Source organism: Dermacoccus nishinomiyaensis, from assembly GCF_900447535.1.
Lineage (GTDB): Bacteria > Actinomycetota > Actinomycetes > Actinomycetales > Dermatophilaceae > Dermacoccus > Dermacoccus nishinomiyaensis.
This window is the reverse complement of record NZ_UFXX01000001.1, coordinates 2,259,209-2,276,859: the sequence shown is the minus strand read 5'-3', so window position 1 is coordinate 2,276,859 and position 17,651 is coordinate 2,259,209. Positions and strand designations below refer to the sequence as shown.

Below are 17,651 nucleotides of genomic sequence, written 5' to 3'. Positions count from 1 at the left end.
TTTCGCGCCCCCCACCTCGCACCGTCGGCACGGCTGGACCCGCTGCGTGAACATCGCCAACTGCTGTCGGCGCCCGCCTCTACTCTGACGAATGTGACGAACGAGCAGCACCCCACTCCCGCGACCACCGACTCGGTGACCACCGACTCAGCGACCACCCACTCGACGAGCGGCGCCGACGCCGTCGAGACGCCCGCGCAGCGTCGCGCCGCCATGATCGCGGTGACGGTGCTGCCGATCGTCGTCGTCATCGCCGGGTTGTGGGGGTACAACAGCCCGTCGACGTTCACGTCACACGCGTCGTGGGTGCCGTACCTGCTCGGCGTCGTCATGTTCACGATGGGGCTGACGCTGACGCCGCGCGATTTCGCCGCCGTCCTGCGCCGCCCGTGGGCCGTGCTCATCGGGCTGGCCGCGCACTACGTCATCATGCCGGGAGCGGGCTGGATCATCGCGCACGCACTCAACCTCTCCCCCGAGCTCGCCGTCGGGCTCATTCTCGTCGGCTGCGCGCCGAGCGGGACGGCGTCGAACGTCATGACGTTCCTGTCGAAGGGAGACGTCGCCCTCGGCGTCTCCGTCGCGACGGTCTCGACGCTCGCCGCTCCCGTCGTCACACCCCTGCTGACGGCGTTCCTCGCCGGGTCGTACCTGCACGTCGATGCGGGGTCGATGATGGTCGACATCGTCAAGACGGTGCTCGTGCCGATCGTGCTCGGCGTCGTCGTCAGGCTCATCATCCGTGACAAGGGCGTACGCGCCATCGCGCCCGCGCTGCCGTGGATCAGCGCGTTCGTCATCGCGTGGATCGTCGCGATCGTCGTGGCCGGCAGCGCCGGAAAGCTCGCGAAGGTCGGCGGCATCGTCTTCCTCGCCGTCGTGCTGCACAACGGTTTCGGGCTGCTGCTCGGCTACATCGCGGCCCGGTTCGCCGGGCTCGACGTGAAGGCGCGCCGCGCGCTCGCGTTCGAGGTCGGCATGCAGAACTCCGGCCTCGCCGCGACGCTGGCCAAGGTGCACTTCTCGCCGCTGGCCGCGCTGCCGTCGGCAGTGTTCTCGGTGTGGCACAACGTCTCGGGCGCCATCCTCGCGGCGTGGTTCGCGCGCCAGCCGGTCGGCGAACGCGAGCCGTCACGGGGCTGACACCGTCAGCCCGCGGGCGTGTCGGGCAAGTGCGTCCAACCGTCTCTGTTCGTGCGTGCAAGCGCGCGACCACGGAGTTCGGCCGCCGTCAGGAGTGGTCGTGCCCCAACGTCTTCGCGGCTTTGTCGGCGCGGCTCTTCACGCGGGCGAGCAGCCCGACGACGCCTGCCTCGAGGCAGGCATTGATGAAGACGAGGAACTGGTTGAAGTAGGCGTTGAGCAGATTGACGCCGCCGAGCATGAGCAACAGCGCCGCGATGCCCCAGCGGGCGCCGTCGGCGAGGCTGCTGCTGTCGTCACCGAGTCGTTTCACCGCTCGCCAGGCGAAGAACGCGGCGACGGTGCCGATGAGCGCGGCGACGCTCGCGGCCGTCCACGCGACCTTGCCCGGGTGGTCGCCGAGGAGACTGTTGTGGCCGCTGACGGCGTCCGGGCCGTAGGCCTGCCACAGCGAGTAGACGAACACGCCCGGACCGGCGAAGACACCGACGACAGCGAGCACGCCCAGCGCGAGACGGCTCAGCTTGCGCTGACGGCTCGGCGGCAGCAGCCGCTCCTCGACCGCGTCGAGACGCTCCATCATCCGCCCGACGCGACGCTCGTCATCGGGGACGGCCTGGCTTCGCGCCACGTCGAGAGCCTGCGCCAGCCCCTCGGCGATGGCGCGCTCCTGCCCCGTCGGCTCGTCGCGCCTGACGGCGTCGAGGTGACCCTCGATCGTCTCGACCTGGCTGCGCGTGAGCGGCCCGTCAGCCGCCGGTTTCATGAGTTCGAGCGCGGCGTAGAGGTGATTGCGAGCGTGGGGCGGCCGTTGCGAGCCCACCCGCATCGCGGCCACCCCGAGCGCCGCGAGAATCGCGTAGCACAGGGGCGCGGCGAGAGGGAAGAAGTAGTCGTTGTCCTTCGTGATGAACTTGCCGATCTCGTCGACGAACAACCCGATGCCGATGCCACCCGCGATCGAGGCGAACGCCGTCGCCCACCGATTGGCCAGGGACAGCACGACCGTCAACGCGATCATGAGCAGCAACCCACCCCACACGGCGTGTGCGATGTGGAAGATCTCGCCGCCAACCTGCGGGTAACCCGTCGCGAGCAGGTAGCCGCGCGTCACGAGGATCGTGATGACGGCGGCAACACTCATCCAGCCGACAGCGGTGCCCGCGCCCGCCTTCGTCACAGGGCTACGCGTCGGTTTCGTCGGCGGACTGGGCATGCCTTCACTCTGTCACGCGCGATCTCGCGGTGAAGCGTGACCCCTGAACCGCCGATACTGACGGCCGGCCGCCGCCGCAGCGTCGACTCGCGACACTTGTCATGGCGCGGTCGTGACGTCCGCCCGAGGCCCGCTCCGCCCACCGCGACGAGGCTGGAGGCATGAACAACGCAGCCATCACCCTCACCGGCGTGACGAAGACCTTCCCCGGCAAGCACGGGCGCGTCGAGGCCGTCCGTGGGGTCGACCTCGAGATCGCGCCCGGCGAGGTCGTCGCGTTCCTCGGCCCCAACGGCGCGGGCAAGACGACGACGATCGACATGATCCTCGGCCTGAGCGAACCGACGACGGGCAACGTCACCGTCTTCGGCATGACGCCGCACGCGGCCGTCGCGCGTGGCCTCGTCGCCGCCGTCATGCAGACCGGCGGACTGCTCAAGGATCTGACGGTGCGCGAGAGCGTCGAGTACGTCGCCGCCTTGTTCCCCGACGCCCGGCCCGTCGACGACGTCCTCGCCACCGCCGGCATCACCGACCTCGCCGACCGGCGCCTCGGCAAGTGCTCCGGGGGCGAACAGCAGCGCGTGCGGTTCGCGATGGCGCTCGTGCCCGACCCCGCGCTCATCGTGCTCGACGAACCGACGACAGGCATGGACGTCAACGCCCGCCGGGCCTTCTGGGAGGCCATCCATGCCGACGCCGCGCGCGGCCGAACGATCCTGTTCGCCACCCACTACCTCGAGGAGGCCGACGCGTGGGCCGACCGCGTCGTCGTCATGCGGGACGGCGAGATCGTCGCCGACGGCTCGAGCAGCGACATCCGCGCAGCGGGCGGTGGCCGACGCGTGAGCGCGACCTGGCCCGACGCGGACATCGCCCTCGTCGAGGCGATCGAGGGCGTCTCGGGCGTCGACGTCCACGGCGACCAGATCGTCGTCCACACGAGTGACAGCGACGCCGTCGCACGCGAACTCCTCACGCGCACAACGGCGCACAGCCTCGACATCACCTCGCGCGGCATCGAGGACGCCTTCGTCGAGCTGACCTCGCCGTCCGAAGCGCGCGCCACCGTGTCCCGCTGACGGCCTTTCCCCCTCACCCCTTCGGGTTCTCACCCTCTCTCGCGCTTCCTCACTTCACCTCTCGCTCCCCATCCCGACCACGTCGGCACCCTGTTCTCTGCGTGCAGATGCACCCGGGTGCATTTGCACGCAGAGGACGAGCGCCCCTCTCGAAAGCAGGTCTGCCATGTCCACCACGACGAGCACCTTCACCCCGCGTCTCGACGGCGCGCCCCTCGACCCGTCGGAGCGTCGAGCGCCGCGAGGCAGCGGCCTCAACGCCCGCGTCATGGGCCTGGAGCTGAGGCGGGTGCTGCGCAACAGGCGCAGCTTGATCTTCACGCTCATCTTCCCCATCGCGATGTTCTTCTTCGTCGCGAGTTCGATCTCCGAGGGCGATCAGGTGATCGGCAACGGTGTGGTCGCGAACGTCAACGCTTATCTCATGGTGAACATGGCGCTGTACGGCGCGATCATGGCGGCCACCAGCGCCGGCGCGAGCGTCTCGATCGAGCGCGCGGCGGGGTGGTCCCGGCAGTTGCGCCTGACGCCTCTGCAACCGGTCGCGTACATCGTCATAAAGATGATCGCCGCGATCGTCATGGCGCTCATCGCCGTCAGCGTGACGTTCGCGGCCGGTCTCGGTTCGGGCAAGGCGCACGCCGACGTGCTGTCGTGGCTCGAGGCGGGCGCCGTCATCGTCGCGGGTTCGCTCGTGTTCGCGGCGCTCGGGTTGCTGCTCGGATACCTGCTGCCGAGTGATTCCGTCATGCAGATGCTCGGTGGGCTCATGGCCATCATGTCGATGCTCGGCGGCATCTTCTTCCCGATCAAGGACGGCTCGACGTTCGATCACTTCGCCCAGTTCACGCCGATGTACGGCATCGGCAAGCTCGCCCAGTGGCCGCTGTCGCTCACGACGTCGGGCGGTCACGGCAGCTTCCACCTCGTGTGGGCGCTCAACCTCGTCGCGTGGGGCCTGCTGTTCATCGGTGGCGCCGCCTGGAGCTTCCGTCGCGACACGGCGCGCGTGTGAGCAACGCGTACCCCGACGCCCGGTGCCGGATCGAGACTCTGCCGGCCAGCACGGCGGCGTGCACGATCCGCCACCAGGCCCGTGCGACCCGGATAGGTTGGGCCACGTGAGCCCGCGACGACCCGCCCTGGCCTGGCCTCGAGAGCAGGCCCGCACCCGCAACGTCGGCGCCCGGCGCGCGCGCACCCGCGGCATGCTCGCCTGGTTCTGGGTCGTGTTCTGGCTGATCTTCCTCGTGCAACCCGTCACGGAGAACATCGCCGACGGCGGCCGCCGCACCGCCGGCGCCCTGCTGCTGCTTGCGGGCGCGGCCGTCTATGTCCCCGTCATCGCGGCGACGATGCGTCGGCTCTGGAGCGGCACCCCGCGCACCCGCTCGACGCAGGCCGTCGTCGCGACGTCGGCGCTCGTCGTCGCCGCCTGCATGCTGAGCGCAGCGCCCCTCATCGGCCAGGACGCCTTCGCACTGTTGCCGTATTCGCTCGTCATCTTCATGCTCGGGATGACGCCGCTGCTCGGCGCGGCGCTCGCGCTCAGCGTCGTCACGGCGACGGCGTCGCTCGGCCACGCGCTCACCGGTTCGTCGCTGCAGCCGGGCCTGCTGTTCGCGGCCGTGGCGTCGGGGCTGGCCTCCGGGCTCGGCGCGTTCTCGGCCGAACGCACACGCGACGCGGAAGCGGCCCGCGAGGATGCAGCGCTGCTGCGCGTGCAGGACGAGCGCAACCGGATGGCGCGCGATCTGCACGACATCCTCGGTCATTCGCTCACCGTCATCACGATGAAGGCGGAGCTCGCGGGCAAGCTCGTCGACGTCGATCCCGAGAAGGCGAAGACGCAGATCGCGGAGCTCGAGCAGCTGGCGCGCGGGGCATTGGCCGACGTGCGCACGACCGTCTCGGGGTATCGCGAGATGTCGCTGTCGGGCGAACTCGCCCGGGCGAGAAGGGCATTCGCCGACGCCAGTATCGCCGTCGACCTGCCCCGCCACGTCGACGACGTCTCCCCCGACCTGCGTGAACTGTTCGCCTGGGCCGTGCGCGAGGCGACGACGAACGTCATCCGCCACGCGGGCGCCTCGCACGTGACGATCGCTCTCTCCCCGACGCGTCTGAGTGTGCGCGACGACGGTCGTGGCGCTGCTGCGAACGCCGGCGACGGTAACGGGCTCACGGGTCTGCGCGAACGCGCCGCGGCCGTCGGTGCCGTCGTCGAGACGCGCAGCGACGACGGGTTCACGCTGGACGTGTTGACGCGTGATGCGCCGGCCTCGGGCACCGACGACGGCGCAGCTGCCGAGCGACGGGGCGTCGAGTGAGGCGCGCCTACGCAGGTGGATTCGCCCTGCGGGGAACGACGACGAAAGGCCGACCATGACGATCCGACTTCTCATCGCTGACGATCAGGCGATGGTGCGTGGCGCGCTCGCGGCACTGCTCGATCTGGAGAGCGACCTCGAGGTCGTCGCCGAGGTCGGGCGGGGTGACGAGGTGCTCGACGCGTGCCGCGAGCACGCGCCGGACGTCGTCCTCATGGACGTCGAGATGCCCGGCATGGACGGCCTCGAGGCGAGCGCCGCGCTGCGTCAGGCGCTGCCCGCGGTGAAGATCCTCATCGTCACGACGTTCGGTCGGCCCGGCTTCCTGCGGCGCGCGATGCAGGCGGGGGTGCAGGGGTTCGTCGTCAAGGACACCCCGGCGACGCAACTCGCCGACGCCGTGCGCCGCGTCCACGCGGGCCTGCGTGTCGTCGACCCGCAGCTCGCCGCCGACAGTCTCGTGTTCGGCGAATCACCGCTGACGGCACGCGAACTCGACGTCCTGCGCGCCGCCGCAGCCGGCGGCACCGTGGCCGATATCGCCCGCGCCGTGTTCCTGTCGGAGGGCACGGTGCGCAACCACCTGTCGTCAGCCATCGGCAAGACGAGCGGACGCACCCGCGCCGATGCCGTGCGCATCGCGCAGGAGAACGGGTGGCTGTGAACGTGACCCACTTCACACGTACCACGCAGTAACCGGGCTCGCATTTGGCAATGTCGTCCCATGACGACCACCGCCTCCAACCTCTCCCCCACCGAGGCCTACCGCGCCGCGCGCGACTCACTCCTCGAGCTGCGCGGACGCCATGACGACGCTGTGGCGACGTTCACGTGGCCCGATGTCGGCGACCGCTTCAACTGGGCGATCGACTGGTTCGACACCGTCGCGCGCGGCAACCACCGCACAGCCATCGTCATCGTCGAGGAGGACAGTTCGTCGCTCGAAGTGACGTACGACGAGATGGCGCGCCGCTCCGACGCCGTCGCCACGTGGCTCGCAGAGCAGGGCGTGAGGCGCGGTGACCCTGTCGTCCTCATGCTCGGCAACCAGATCGAACTGTGGGATCTCATGCTCGCCGTCATGAAGCTCGGCGCGATCATCATGCCGACGACGACGGCCGTCGGGCCCGCCGATCTGCGCGACCGCATCGCGCGCGGCGGGGTGCGGCACGTCGTCGCCAACGCGGGCGACGTCGACAAGTTCTCGGGCGTGCCGGGCGAGTACACGCGGCTCAGCGTCGGCGCGGCGGACGGGTGGTCCGACCTGCACGGGGCGTATCGCCGCGTCGGCGACGTCCCGCCCACCGAGCACCCGGGCACCGCGCCGGGCGATCCGCTGCTGTACTACTTCACCTCCGGCACGACGAGTCGCCCCAAGCTCGTCGAGCACACGCAGGCCTCCTACCCGATCGGTCACCTGTCGACGATGTACTGGCTCGGTCTGCGCCCCGGTGACGTCCACCTCAACATCTCGAGCCCGGGATGGGCGAAGCACGCATGGTCGTGCTTCTTCGCGCCGTGGATCGCCGAGGCGACGATCTTCGTCTACAACTACACGCGCTTCTCCCCCGCCGCCCTGCTGCAGCAACTGCGCGCCCGCGAGGTGACCACGTTCTGTGCGCCGCCGACGGTGTGGCGCATGCTCATCAACGCCGACCTGACCGGTGGGCGCGGCGCGCTGCGCGAACTGATCGGCGCGGGTGAACCGCTCAATCCGGAGGTCATCACGCAGATCGAACGGGCGTGGGGCCTGACGATCCGCGACGGCTACGGCCAGACGGAGATGACGGCCGCCGTCGGCAACACGCCCGGCTCGGCGGTGAAGCCCGGGTCGATGGGACGCCCGCTGCCGGGCGTGCCCGTCGTCATCGTCGATCCGCTGAGCGGCGAACGGCTCGACGGCGCCGGTGAGGGCGAGATCTGCCTCGACCTCGCCGCCCACCCCCTGCCACTCATGACGGGTTACCTCGGCGACGAGGCCCGCAACACCGACGCGATGGCGGGCGGTTTCTACCACACGGGCGACGTCGCCGCGATCGACGACGAGGGGTACATCAGCTACATCGGGCGCACCGACGACGTGTTCAAGGCGAGCGACTACAAGATCAGCCCGTTCGAGCTGGAGTCGGTGCTCATCGAGCACCCTGCCGTCGCCGAAGCGGCGATCGTGCCCGCCCCCGACGCCGTGCGACTCGCCGTCCCGAAGGCGTATCTCGTTCTCGTCGAAGGCAGTTCGCCGGATGCGGCGACTGCCGAGAGCATCTTCGCCTTCGCCCGCGAGCGACTCGCGCCCTGGCAGCGTGTGCGCCGACTCGAGTTCGCCGAGCTGCCCAAGACGATCTCGGGCAAGATCCGCCGCGTCGAACTCCGCGGTCGTGAGAACGACCTCGCCCGCAACGACGTGCGCCCCGACGGCGAGTTCCGCGACGACGACTTCGAGCACTGACCTGCGACGGCCGACGTGGCGCTCGCCGCTGTACCGGTGCTTCTCGTGGGCGGGCTGGATCGCCGGCCGGCCCGGGCACGCGAAAGGCCCCCGAATCTTCGGGGGCCTTTCTTCGGAGCCGCTTGTCGGAATCGAACCGACGACCTTCTCATTACGAGTGAGACGCTCTGGCCGACTGAGCTAAAGCGGCAACCGCTGATCGGATATCTCCGGCAGCGAGGCAAAACTTTACACGAGCGGCGCGGGGGGCGCCAATCCCGCCCGCTCGCTGCCCCAGGGGGCACCAACCCCAGCAGCCGCGGCGCCTCCCCATGGTTGGGCGCCTACGGCGGCTCGGTGCGCCCGGCGTAGGACGCGCCGTCAGCCCGATTCAGCAGGTGGTCTTCTTCGCAGGATCGGAGCCGTCGACGAGGTAGTGGTCGACGGCATTGTCGACGCACTGGGAGCCGCGCCCGTAGGCGGTGTGGCCGTCACCGTCGTAGCTGATGAAACGGCTGTTCTGCAGTTCACCGGCGAGGCGTTCGCTCCACTCGTACGGCGTCGCGGGGTCACGGGTCGTGCCGAGGACGACGATCGGCGCCGACCCGGCCGCCTTCACCTCGTGCGGTCTGCCCGTGGTCTTGACCGGCCAGTCGGCGCACACCGCGCCGGCCCACGCCATCTGCCTGCCCCACGTCGGCGCCTTCTTCGAGAACGCCTCCGCGTCCTTCTCGTACTCGGCCACGCCGCCGGTCGGCGCGGGCCGATCGAGGCACGTCACGGCGTTGAGCACCTGCATCATGTTGCTCTGGTACGTGCCGTCGTCGTTGCGCTCGGCGTAGCTCTTGCCCGCGTTGAGCAGCTGCGTGCCGTCACCACCGAGTGCGCTGCGCAGCGCCTGCGTCAGCTCACCCCACTTCGCCTGGTCGTAGAGCGACGCGGCGATTCCGTTGATCGCCCAGCCCTCCGTCAGGGTGCTGAGCCGCTTGTCGCCGCTCGCCTTGATGGGTTTGGCGTCGAGGCCGGCGAGCCAGGTCTGCAGCTTCTTCTTCGCGGACGCGGCGTCGGACCCGAGCGGGCACTTGCCGCCCGAGACGCAATCGGCGAGGTAGGCGTCGAGCGCCTTCTCGAAGCCGGTCGCCTGCCCCTCGTTGATCTGCTGCATCGTCAGATCGGGCGGCAGGACGCCGTCGAGCACCATGCGCCCGACGTTCTTCGCGAACAGGTCGGCGTACGTCGCGCCGAGCATCGTGCCGTACGACTTGCCGAGGAAGTTCAACTTCTGCTCGCCGAGAGCCGCGCGCAGGACGTCCATGTCCTTCGCGACCTCCTCGGTGCTGACGTGGCCGAGCAGCGGGCCGGCGTTCTTCTTGCACGCGTCGGCGAGCTTCTTGTCGCCGGCCAGCAGCGCGTTCTGCTCGCTCTTGTCGTCGGGTGAGGGGTCGGAACCCATGAACTGATCGAGCGTCGCGTCGTCGACGCACGTGATCGCGGCCGAACGCTGCACACCGCGCGGGTCGAACCCGACAATGTCGTAGCTGTCGCGCACCGACTTGCTGACGATCTGGTCAGCCGCCGCGGCATAGTCGACGCCCGAGCCACCGGGGCCGCCGGGGTTGACGACGAGTGAGCCTTTCTTCGTCCCCGTCGCCTTCATGCGGTTGACGGCGACCTCGATGCTCGGCCCACTGGGCTTCGCGTAGTCGATGGGCACGCGCAGCTTCGCGCACTCGCCATCGTCGCAGCTCTTCCAGTCGAGCTTCTGCGTGTAGAACGCACTGAGCGGACCGGTCGCGGCCGTTCCCGCGGCCGACGAGGCGGACGCAGCGCCGCCGCCCGATGAGTCCGACGACGCCGACGAGGTGGGAGGCGACGTGCTGCACCCACCGACGGCGAGCATCGACGCAGCCGCGAGCGCGGCCACCTGCGTCAGGCGCGAGCGCGCGATGTTCTTCACGGGGCGACTCCTATCCGGCTGCCTCATGAGGGCAGTTCGAGCGAGATGCACATGGCTTCGAGGGCCAGCAGCGGGGGGACGTTGGCGGCGATGCGCTCACGCGCGGTGCTGATGGCGTCGAGCGCGAGCAGCAGCCCTTCGGGGGTGAACGCGCGCGCGAGCCGGCCGACGTCGTCGACGATGTCGGCGTTCACGAGCGGCACCGGATCGCCCCAGCGCACCACGAGCGCGTCGCGATACATCGAGGCGAGATCGACGAGGGCGCGGTCGATGACGTCACGACCGAAACGCGTCGCCCGCGTCTTCTGCTCCTTCTCGAGCTGGTTGATCGCCGAGCGCACGTGGGGCGGCTGCGTGCGCGCGCTCGGGTCGGCGCCGAGCTGCTCCATCAGCTTGGCCTTCTCGGCGGCGTTGCGCTCCCCCGACGATGCACCCGACTCGTCCTCGGCGATCGAGGCGAGATCAGCTGCCGCCTTCATGGCGTCGCCGAGCCCGCGGATACGCAGCGCGAGCAGGATCGTCTCGCGCCGCCGGATGCGCGCCCCCTCGTCACGCGCCAGGCGCCGCGCGATGCCGATGTGCGACTGCGCCGCGCGTGCCGCGTACGCCGCCATGGCGGGGTCGACGCCGTCGCGGCGCACGAGCAGTTCGGCGACGTCGTCGGGCGGCGGGATGCGCAGGCGGACGTGGCGTGAACGGCTGCGGATCGTCACGATGACGTCCTCGACGCTCGGCGCGCACAGCAGCCACACGGTGCGCGGGACGGGTTCTTCGAGCGCCTTGAGCAGCGCGTCGGCGGCGCGTTCGGTGAGACGGTCGGCGTCCTCGATGACGATGACGCGCCAGCGCCCGACCGTCGGCGACGACTGCGCCTGCAACGCCAGATCGCGCGCTTCGCGCACCTGGATCGTGAGGCCGCTCGTCGAGACGATCTGCACGTCGGCGTGGGAGCCGTCGATCGTCGTCCGGCACTCGCGACACTCCCCGCACCCGCCCTGCGGGCACTCGAGCGCGGCAGCGAACGAGCGAGCCGCGTTGGAACGGCCCGAGCCGGGCGGGCCGGTGATGAGCCACGCATGCGTCATGCGACGGGCGTCGCCGACGGCCTCGCTCAACGTGCGCACCGCCTCCTGTTGACCGACGAGATCACGCCATACGCCCTCGCCGACGCCCGGCACCCGGCGGGTCGTCGCGACGTCACTCATGAGGGGCCGCCTGATGCGCGCGTCGTGCCGCTCTTGAGGAGCTGTTCGAGTCGTGTGCGGACGGCGGCGGTGAGGTCGTCGCGCGAGCGACCCGCGTCGAGGACGAGGTAGCGCGCCTCGTCGCGCGCGGCGAGGCAGAGGAAGTGCTCGCGCACGCGGGTGTGGAAGTCGTCGGCCTCACGTTCGAGCCTGTCTTCGGCACCGCGCGCGCCGCGACGTTCGCGCGCGACCTCGGGCGAGACGTCGATGAGCACCGTGACGTCCGGCGTCAGCCCGCGCGTCGCCCAGCGTGAGATGGACTCGACGTCGTCGGCGGCCAGCGCACGACCGGCGCCCTGGTAGGCGATCGAGGAGTCGATGTAGCGATCCTGCAGCACTACCGCACCGCGCGCGAGGGCCGGTCGCACGAGCGTCTCGACGTGGTGCGCCCGATCGGCGGCGTAGAGCAGGGCCTCGGCGCGCGACGCGACGTCGTCGCCATGGAGCAGGAGCCGCCTGATCTCCACGCCCAGCGGGGTACCGCCCGGTTCACGCGTGATGACGACCTCACGGCCCAGTTCACGCAGCCACGCAGCGGCACGCTCGATCTGCGTCGTCTTGCCCGCGCCGTCACCACCTTCGAACGTGACGAACAGCCCGTGCGCGGCCACGTCGGCCGCGACCTCGTCGCCGGCTGCGGTGCTGACACTTGGTGCGCCCTTGGTGTTGGCGTCGACATCTGCGACGGCGTCGGTCGTGGCGTCGCTGATGACGTCACTCGAGGCGCGCAGCGTTTCGACGTCGAGGCGCAGGTCGTCGGGCATGGCGCTCACCCTACCCAGTGCGTCCGACAACCCCGGAAACTCGCAGAAATCGCCTGCTGGGGAGCGTCGCTGGGCCACCGTACGGGGTCGCGACAAGCGCCGCCTGCCAGCTGCGCGACTTTTGCGCATCTGCACGAGGAATATGCGGCACATTCCTCGTGCAGATGCACAAAAGTCGGGCAGCGGTCCACGCCCGCCGGCAGCACGGCCCCGGCGAGAGGGACGCGTGTCGACCGTCAGCCCCGGCTGTCACAGTAGGCGGCGACCACCTCCGTGACGTACGCGGCAAGGCCGGGCTCGACGTCGTCGTAGGTCTGCGCGAAGCGTGGGTCGGTGCTGTACATGGCGCCCATCCCCCGGAGCATCGGCAGAGGCACCGGATTGAACCAGCGTTCGATCTGGTCGCGGTGCGCCTGAACTGCGGCGTCGGCCTGCGCGCTGCCGGGTGCCGCGCCGTCACGCATCGCCGTGGCGAATGCCGCCAACACCTCGTCCGACTCGGCCTTGATGCGATGCCAGGTCGCCTTGTCGTAGCTCTTGGCGCGGCGCCGGGATTCTGCGAATTCCTCCGTCCCACCCCAACGCTGTTGCGCCTCGACGTCGTACGCCTCGTCGTAACCGGTGCCGAAGATCTCCTTCATCTCGGCGCTGCTGATCTGATATTTGCTCATGGTTGCCTCCGATGTGAGTGCGGTGTCGATCGCGTCGACCAGCGCATCGAGCTCGTCGCGCCTGGCCATGACCGCTTCCCTGTGCTCGACGAGGAGTGCCGCCAGCACGGCCGGTTCGTCGAGCGCCTCGGCGATGTCCGCGAGCGGCATCTCGAGGCGCCGTAGCAGCACGACCCGAGCGAGGCGTTGCACGTCCGCCGGCGTGTACAGCCGGTATCCGTTCCAGCCACGTTCGCTCGGACGCACGAGCCCGATCGCGTCGTAGTGATGCAGCGTGCGGACGGTGACGCCGAAACGTGCCGCCACCTGCCCCACCGTCAGTTCGTCGGTCATGACCTCACTCCATCGCCTCACGTCACGTCAGGGTCAAGGTTCGCGCCGAAAGACCTCTCGCAGGCAGGCGCGCGCGCCAATCATCCCGGTTTCGATGTCCTCGTCGCGCTCGTCGCGACCGTTCACCGCAGCGGCCCCGGGCAAGTCTGGCACCGTCGCCGGGTCGCGCGAGAGCAGAGGCCGTGCGATGAGCATGATGAACATCGGCGTCAACGTGACGAACCAGATGCAGAAGCCGATCAGGGTCGTCGCCGACCAGAAGAGCCCGCCACCGGCCCAGTCGCCACCGAACACACCGAACGAGAGCATCGCGAGAAAGCCGTAGACGCACGGCGTCGCCGCGCCCCACAGCACGAGCGAGAACTGCCGCGCCCCCATGTTGAGCCCCCGTGTCAGGTGCAACGACCACGCCGCGAGGCCCCACGCAATGACGGCGCACGGCAGCGCCAGCGCCAGCCCGGCGTCACTCAGCCAGTTCGCGGGCGAGTAGGCATCGGCAGGGCCGCGGACCCAGGCGACGGCGACAGCGACCGACGAGACGACGAAACCCGCCGCCACAGACCCCACACCGATGACGGCGGCCCGCCCGCCCGTGTGCCACACGGACGTTCGCGACCCCGAAAGCGAGCCGGCGCTCGACGCGCCCGCCCCCGTCATTCCTGCGCCGAGCATCTTCGCCATGATGTCTCTCCCGGTCGTCCTGCCGCGCCCATCGGCGCCGCATCTCTCACCCATCCTCGCATGTTTTGAACACGTTCAAGAACGACACTGGGACCATGGCTCACATCGTCCTGTTCCACTCAGCGCTCGGCCTGCGCACGGCCGTCCTCGACTTCGCTGACGCCCTGCGCGGGCTCGGCCACGTCGTCGTCACCCCCGACTACTACGACGGGCACGTGTTCGTCTCGACCGACGACGGGCTCGCCCACCGCGACGCCGTGGGCGTTCGCGCCCTCATGGATCGTGCGCGCACGGCACTCGACGACGCGCCCGCCGACGCCGTCCTCGCCGGTTTCTCGCTCGGCGCGTTCTTCGCTCAGGCGTTCGCGGCGAAGCGGCCCGACGCGCGTGCCGCTGTGCTCCTGCACAACGTCGAGGCGCCGCGCGACGGAACATGGAACGGCGTCCCCGTCCAGGTGCATCGCCATGCTGTCGACCCGTTCATCAGCGAACCCGACGTCACCGCGCTGCGCGACGCCGTCACCGCCTCGGGCGCGCCGTTCGACGACGTCGTCGTCGTGCCCGGCGAAGGCCACCTCTTCACCGACCTCGCCACCCCTGACGGGGACGCCGCCGCATGCGACGCGAGCATCGCCGCGTTCGACGCGTTCATCCGCTGACAGACGATGCCCCAGCTCGAGCAACGCTCGAACCGGGGCGTCATGACGCTGCTGCGAGTCGTCAGGCCTTCTTGGCCGTCGTCTTCTTCGCAGCGGTCTTCTTCGTCGTCGTCTTCTTGGCGGCGGTCTTCTTCGTCGCAGCCTTCTTCGTCGACTTCTTGGCGGCCTTCTTGCGCGTCGAGGGGCCCTTGGCGCGCTTCTCGGCGAGCAGCTCGTAGGCCCGCTCGGCCGTCAGTGTCTCGACGTCGTCGTCCTTGCGCAGCGTCGCGTTGGTCTCGCCGTCGGTGACGTACTCGCCGAAGCGGCCGTCCTTGACGACGACGGGCTTGCCGGACGTCGGGTCGGCGCCGAACTCCTTGAGCGGCGGCTTCGCGGCGGCGCGGCCACGTTGCTTCGGCTGGGCGTAGATCGCCTCGGCCTCCTCGAGCGTGATCGTGAACAGCTGCGCCTCGTTCTCGAGCGAGCGCGAGTCGGTGCCCTTCTTGAGGTACGGCCCGTAGCGCCCGTTCTGCGCGGTGATCTCGATCTGCTTCGTCGTCTCCGTGCCGTCTTCGGCCGTCGCCTTCTCTTCGACGACGCCGACGACGCGCGGCAGCGATAGCAGCTTGAGGGCGGTGTCGAGCTCGATCGTCGCGAGATCCATGTCCTTGAACAGCGACGCCGTGCGCGGCTTCGGCTTCGCCGCCTTCTTCTTCGGCTTCTCACCGTCGGCAGGCGTCACCTCCGGCAGCACCTCGGTGACGTACGGGCCGTAGCGTCCCGACTTGGCGACGATCTCGTGGCCCGACTCGGGGTCGGTGCCGAGGACGCGGCCGTCGTCGTCGGAGGCGTCGAGCAGCTCGCGGATCTTCGCAGGCGTCATCTCGTCGGGCGCGATGTCGTCCGTGATCGACGCGCGCCGCGGCTTCTCGCCGACCTTCTCGGGGTCGAAGCCCTCCTTGACCTCACCCGTCGCCGGATCGATGCCGTTCGGCACCTCCTCCTCGACGTACGGCCCGTACCGCCCGACGCGCACGACGAGACCCTCGCCGATCGGAATGGTGGAGATTCCGCGTGCGTCGATCTCGCCGAGGTCGTCGACGAGTTGCTTGAGGCCCTCGGCCGACTCACCCTCGTCGCCGAAGTAGAAGCGCGTGAGCCAGGCCGCGCGCTCCTCGTCACCGGCGGCGATGCGGTCGAGCCCCTCCTCCATCGAGGCGGTGAAGTCGTAGTCGACGAGGCTGGGGAAGTGCGTCTCGAGCAGGTTCGTCACCGCGAACGCGAGCCATGTCGGGATGAGCGCGCTGCCGCGCGTTCGCACGTACCCGCGATCCTGGATCGTGCCGACCGTCGCGGCGTACGTCGACGGGCGGCCGATGCCGCGCTCCTCGAGTGCCTTCGTCAGCGTCGCCTCGGTGTAACGCGCGGGCGGCGACGTCTCGTGCCCCAACGCCTCGGCGCGCAGCACGTCGAGGCCGACACCCTCGGACAGCTTGGGCAGGCGACGCTCGCCGTCATCGTTCGAGTAACGATCGGCGTCGCGGCCCTCCTCGTAGGCGGCGAGAAAGCCCCGGAACGTGATGACGGTGCCGCTCGCCGAGTACTCGGCGCGCTTGGCGATACCCGAACTCTCGACCCCGACGGCGACCTTCACCGACGCCGTCGAACCTTTCGCGTCCGCCATCTGCGAGGCGACGGTGCGCTTCCAGATCAGCTCGTACAGCGCGAACTCGGTGCCGCGCAGCTCACCGGCGACCTGGGCGGGCGTGCGGAAGCGATCACCGGCCGGGCGGATCGCCTCGTGCGCCTCCTGCGCGTTCTTCGACTTGCCCGCGTATCGGCGGGGAGCGTCCGGCACGTATTCGGCGCCGTACAGGTCGCGCGCCTGCTGACGCGCGGCGCTGATGGCCTGCTCGGACAGGGCGACCGAGTCGGTACGCATGTACGTGATGTAGCCGTTCTCGTACAGGCGCTGCGCGACGCGCATCGTGTCCTTCGAGCCCAGACGCAGCTTGCGGCTGGCCTCCTGCTGCAGCGTCGAGGTGATGAACGGCGCGCTCGGCTTGCGCGAGTACGGCTTCTCGCTGACGGCACTGACCTCGGCGTGGCCGGCTCGCGTCGCCTCAGCGATCTTCTCGGCCGCCGCACCGTCGAGGTGGCGCACGCCCGAGCTCTTGAGGCGCCCGTCGTCGCCGAAGTCGCGGCCGGAGGCGACCCGCTCGCCGTCGACGCCCGTCAGCTTGGCGGTGAAGGCCTGGCTCGACTTCGCCTCGAACTCGCCCTCGACGTCCCAGTATGACGCGGCGCGGAACGCCATGCGCTCCCGCTCACGCTCGACGACCATGCGCGTCGCGACCGACTGCACACGCCCTGCCGACAGGCCCGCACGCACCTTGCGCCACAGCACCGGCGACACCTCGTAGCCGTAGAGACGGTCGAGGATGCGGCGCGTCTCCTGCGCGTTGACCATCTGCATGTCGAGCTCGCGCGTGTCGTTGACGGCGCGCTGGATGGCTTCCTTCGTCACCTCGTGGAAGACCATGCGCTTGACCGGCACCTTCGGCTTCAGCGTCTCGAGCAGGTGCCACGCGATGGCCTCGCCCTCGCGGTCCTCATCGGTGGCGAGGTAGAGCTCGTCGGCGTCCTTCAGAGCGCGCTTGAGCTCGGCGACCTTCTTCTTCTTGTTCGCGTCGACGACGTAGTACGGCGCGAAACCGTTGTCGACGTCGACGGCGAACTTGCCGTACGGGCCCTTCTTCATGTCGGCCGGCATCTCGCTCGGCGTCGGCAGGTCACGGATGTGCCCGACGCTGGCATCGACGACGTAGTCGCTGCCCAGATAAGACGCGATCTTGTTGCCCTTCGAGGGCGATTCGACGATGACGAGTTTCTTGCCTGACGCCACTGGGGTGCTCCTTCGGTTCGCGCACGGGCCACGGATTCGTCGTCGCCTTCGCGTGCGGTCGTCTAGACCGTACCCGACGGGACCGACAGCCGGTCGTGGGGCAGCGGGAGCACCTCCGTCGCGACGCGGGAGGGGCACCGCGACCCAGACGTGACGGGTCCGGCCGCGTGACGCCGCCCCGGCCCCGCACCCACAGCGCTGCCCTGCACCGACGCCCGAGGGCGGAGCGGAATGTCGAGGACGGCCGAGAGCGGTGTTTCGG

14 protein-coding genes and 1 tRNA gene are annotated in these 17,651 nt (G+C 69.8%); 7 read left to right on the top strand and 8 right to left on the bottom strand.

Annotated elements, in window-relative coordinates; genetic code table 11:
- The first annotated feature begins 213 nt into the window (after nucleotides 1-213).
- Nucleotides 214-1,143, top strand: a complete 930-nt coding sequence (locus tag DYE07_RS10600; RefSeq protein ID WP_237723990.1) for a bile acid:sodium symporter family protein — start codon at nucleotides 214-216, stop codon at nucleotides 1,141-1,143.
- A gap of 88 nt (nucleotides 1,144-1,231) precedes the next feature.
- Here DYE07_RS10600 and DYE07_RS10595 read toward each other — a convergent pair whose 3' ends face one another.
- Complete coding sequence (locus DYE07_RS10595; RefSeq protein WP_131941703.1) at nucleotides 1,232-2,359, bottom strand: hypothetical protein; 1,128 nt, start codon at nucleotides 2,357-2,359, stop codon at nucleotides 1,232-1,234.
- 161 nt (nucleotides 2,360-2,520) lie between these two features.
- Between DYE07_RS10595 and DYE07_RS10590 the strand changes: the two genes are divergently transcribed.
- From DYE07_RS10590 to DYE07_RS10570, 5 genes are all read left to right on the top strand, one after another.
- Nucleotides 2,521-3,441, top strand: coding sequence for an ABC transporter ATP-binding protein (locus tag DYE07_RS10590; protein WP_062256031.1), 921 nt, complete (start codon nucleotides 2,521-2,523; stop codon nucleotides 3,439-3,441).
- A gap of 166 nt (nucleotides 3,442-3,607) precedes the next feature.
- On the top strand, nucleotides 3,608-4,456 hold the full coding sequence (locus tag DYE07_RS10585) for an ABC transporter permease (RefSeq protein WP_074040176.1): 849 nt from the start codon (nucleotides 3,608-3,610) through the stop codon (nucleotides 4,454-4,456).
- A 106-nt stretch (nucleotides 4,457-4,562) separates the two neighbouring features.
- Nucleotides 4,563-5,771, top strand: coding sequence for a sensor histidine kinase (locus DYE07_RS10580; protein WP_202775011.1), 1,209 nt, complete (start codon nucleotides 4,563-4,565; stop codon nucleotides 5,769-5,771).
- Nucleotides 5,772-5,826: 55 nt separating this feature from the next.
- The gene (locus tag DYE07_RS10575; protein ID WP_062256035.1) at nucleotides 5,827-6,435 is read left to right on the top strand and encodes a response regulator transcription factor; all 609 of its coding nucleotides are present in this window, start codon (nucleotides 5,827-5,829) and stop codon (nucleotides 6,433-6,435) included.
- Nucleotides 6,436-6,495: 60 nt separating this feature from the next.
- The gene (locus DYE07_RS10570) at nucleotides 6,496-8,217 is read left to right on the top strand and encodes an AMP-binding protein (protein ID WP_115296947.1); all 1,722 of its coding nucleotides are present in this window, start codon (nucleotides 6,496-6,498) and stop codon (nucleotides 8,215-8,217) included.
- A 116-nt stretch (nucleotides 8,218-8,333) separates the two neighbouring features.
- Here the strand turns inward: DYE07_RS10570 and DYE07_RS10565 are convergent.
- The 6 genes from DYE07_RS10565 to DYE07_RS10540 all read right to left on the bottom strand — a co-directional run bounded on the left by DYE07_RS10565 (nucleotide 8,334) and on the right by DYE07_RS10540 (nucleotide 13,846).
- Nucleotides 8,334-8,407 (bottom strand) — tRNA-Thr (locus tag DYE07_RS10565).
- Nucleotides 8,408-8,587: 180 nt separating this feature from the next.
- Nucleotides 8,588-10,153, bottom strand: a complete 1,566-nt coding sequence (locus DYE07_RS10560) for an alpha/beta hydrolase (RefSeq protein WP_115296946.1) — start codon at nucleotides 10,151-10,153, stop codon at nucleotides 8,588-8,590.
- Nucleotides 10,154-10,176: 23 nt separating this feature from the next.
- Complete coding sequence (locus DYE07_RS10555; RefSeq protein WP_062256042.1) at nucleotides 10,177-11,358, bottom strand: DNA polymerase III subunit delta'; 1,182 nt, start codon at nucleotides 11,356-11,358, stop codon at nucleotides 10,177-10,179.
- Nucleotides 11,355-12,161 carry a dTMP kinase gene (gene tmk / locus DYE07_RS10550; protein ID WP_082740423.1) on the bottom strand — a complete coding sequence of 269 codons (807 nt, stop codon included), beginning with the start codon at nucleotides 12,159-12,161 and terminating at the stop codon, nucleotides 11,355-11,357. The genes DYE07_RS10555 and tmk overlap by 4 nt, the downstream gene beginning before the upstream one ends.
- A 236-nt stretch (nucleotides 12,162-12,397) precedes the next feature.
- Nucleotides 12,398-13,165 carry a MerR family transcriptional regulator gene (locus tag DYE07_RS10545; RefSeq protein ID WP_074040166.1) on the bottom strand — a complete coding sequence of 256 codons (768 nt, stop codon included), beginning with the start codon at nucleotides 13,163-13,165 and terminating at the stop codon, nucleotides 12,398-12,400.
- Between the two features lie 33 nt (nucleotides 13,166-13,198).
- Complete coding sequence (locus tag DYE07_RS10540; protein ID WP_115296945.1) at nucleotides 13,199-13,846, bottom strand: hypothetical protein; 648 nt, start codon at nucleotides 13,844-13,846, stop codon at nucleotides 13,199-13,201.
- A 95-nt stretch (nucleotides 13,847-13,941) separates the two neighbouring features.
- Between DYE07_RS10540 and DYE07_RS10535 the strand changes: the two genes are divergently transcribed.
- A complete protein-coding gene (locus DYE07_RS10535) occupies nucleotides 13,942-14,505 on the top strand; it encodes a dienelactone hydrolase family protein (RefSeq protein WP_115296944.1) in 564 nt (187 codons plus the stop codon).
- A gap of 61 nt (nucleotides 14,506-14,566) precedes the next feature.
- Here the strand turns inward: DYE07_RS10535 and topA are convergent, their stop codons facing one another.
- A complete protein-coding gene (gene topA / locus DYE07_RS10530; protein WP_115296943.1) occupies nucleotides 14,567-17,389 on the bottom strand; it encodes a type I DNA topoisomerase in 2,823 nt (940 codons plus the stop codon).
- Nucleotides 17,390-17,651 lie beyond the last annotated feature (262 nt).

What these genes read in the sequence shown, in the direction of transcription:
- DYE07_RS10545 (WP_074040166.1), bottom strand. Translation starts at nt 13,165, where the DNA reads ATGACCGACGAACTGACGGTGGGGCAGGTGGCGGCACGTTTCGGCGTC.
- DYE07_RS10585 (WP_074040176.1), top strand. Translation starts at nt 3,608, where the DNA reads ATGTCCACCACGACGAGCACCTTCACCCCGCGTCTCGACGGCGCGCCC.
- DYE07_RS10595 (WP_131941703.1), bottom strand. Translation starts at nt 2,359, where the DNA reads ATGCCCAGTCCGCCGACGAAACCGACGCGTAGCCCTGTGACGAAGGCG.
- DYE07_RS10575 (WP_062256035.1), top strand. Translation starts at nt 5,827, where the DNA reads ATGACGATCCGACTTCTCATCGCTGACGATCAGGCGATGGTGCGTGGC.
- DYE07_RS10555 (WP_062256042.1), bottom strand. Translation starts at nt 11,358, where the DNA reads ATGAGTGACGTCGCGACGACCCGCCGGGTGCCGGGCGTCGGCGAGGGC.
- tmk (WP_082740423.1), bottom strand. Translation starts at nt 12,161, where the DNA reads ATGCCCGACGACCTGCGCCTCGACGTCGAAACGCTGCGCGCCTCGAGT.
- DYE07_RS10540 (WP_115296945.1), bottom strand. Translation starts at nt 13,846, where the DNA reads ATGGCGAAGATGCTCGGCGCAGGAATGACGGGGGCGGGCGCGTCGAGC.
- DYE07_RS10535 (WP_115296944.1), top strand. Translation starts at nt 13,942, where the DNA reads ATGGCTCACATCGTCCTGTTCCACTCAGCGCTCGGCCTGCGCACGGCC.
- DYE07_RS10600 (WP_237723990.1), top strand. Translation starts at nt 214, where the DNA reads ATGATCGCGGTGACGGTGCTGCCGATCGTCGTCGTCATCGCCGGGTTG.
- DYE07_RS10590 (WP_062256031.1), top strand. Translation starts at nt 2,521, where the DNA reads ATGAACAACGCAGCCATCACCCTCACCGGCGTGACGAAGACCTTCCCC.
- DYE07_RS10570 (WP_115296947.1), top strand. Translation starts at nt 6,496, where the DNA reads ATGACGACCACCGCCTCCAACCTCTCCCCCACCGAGGCCTACCGCGCC.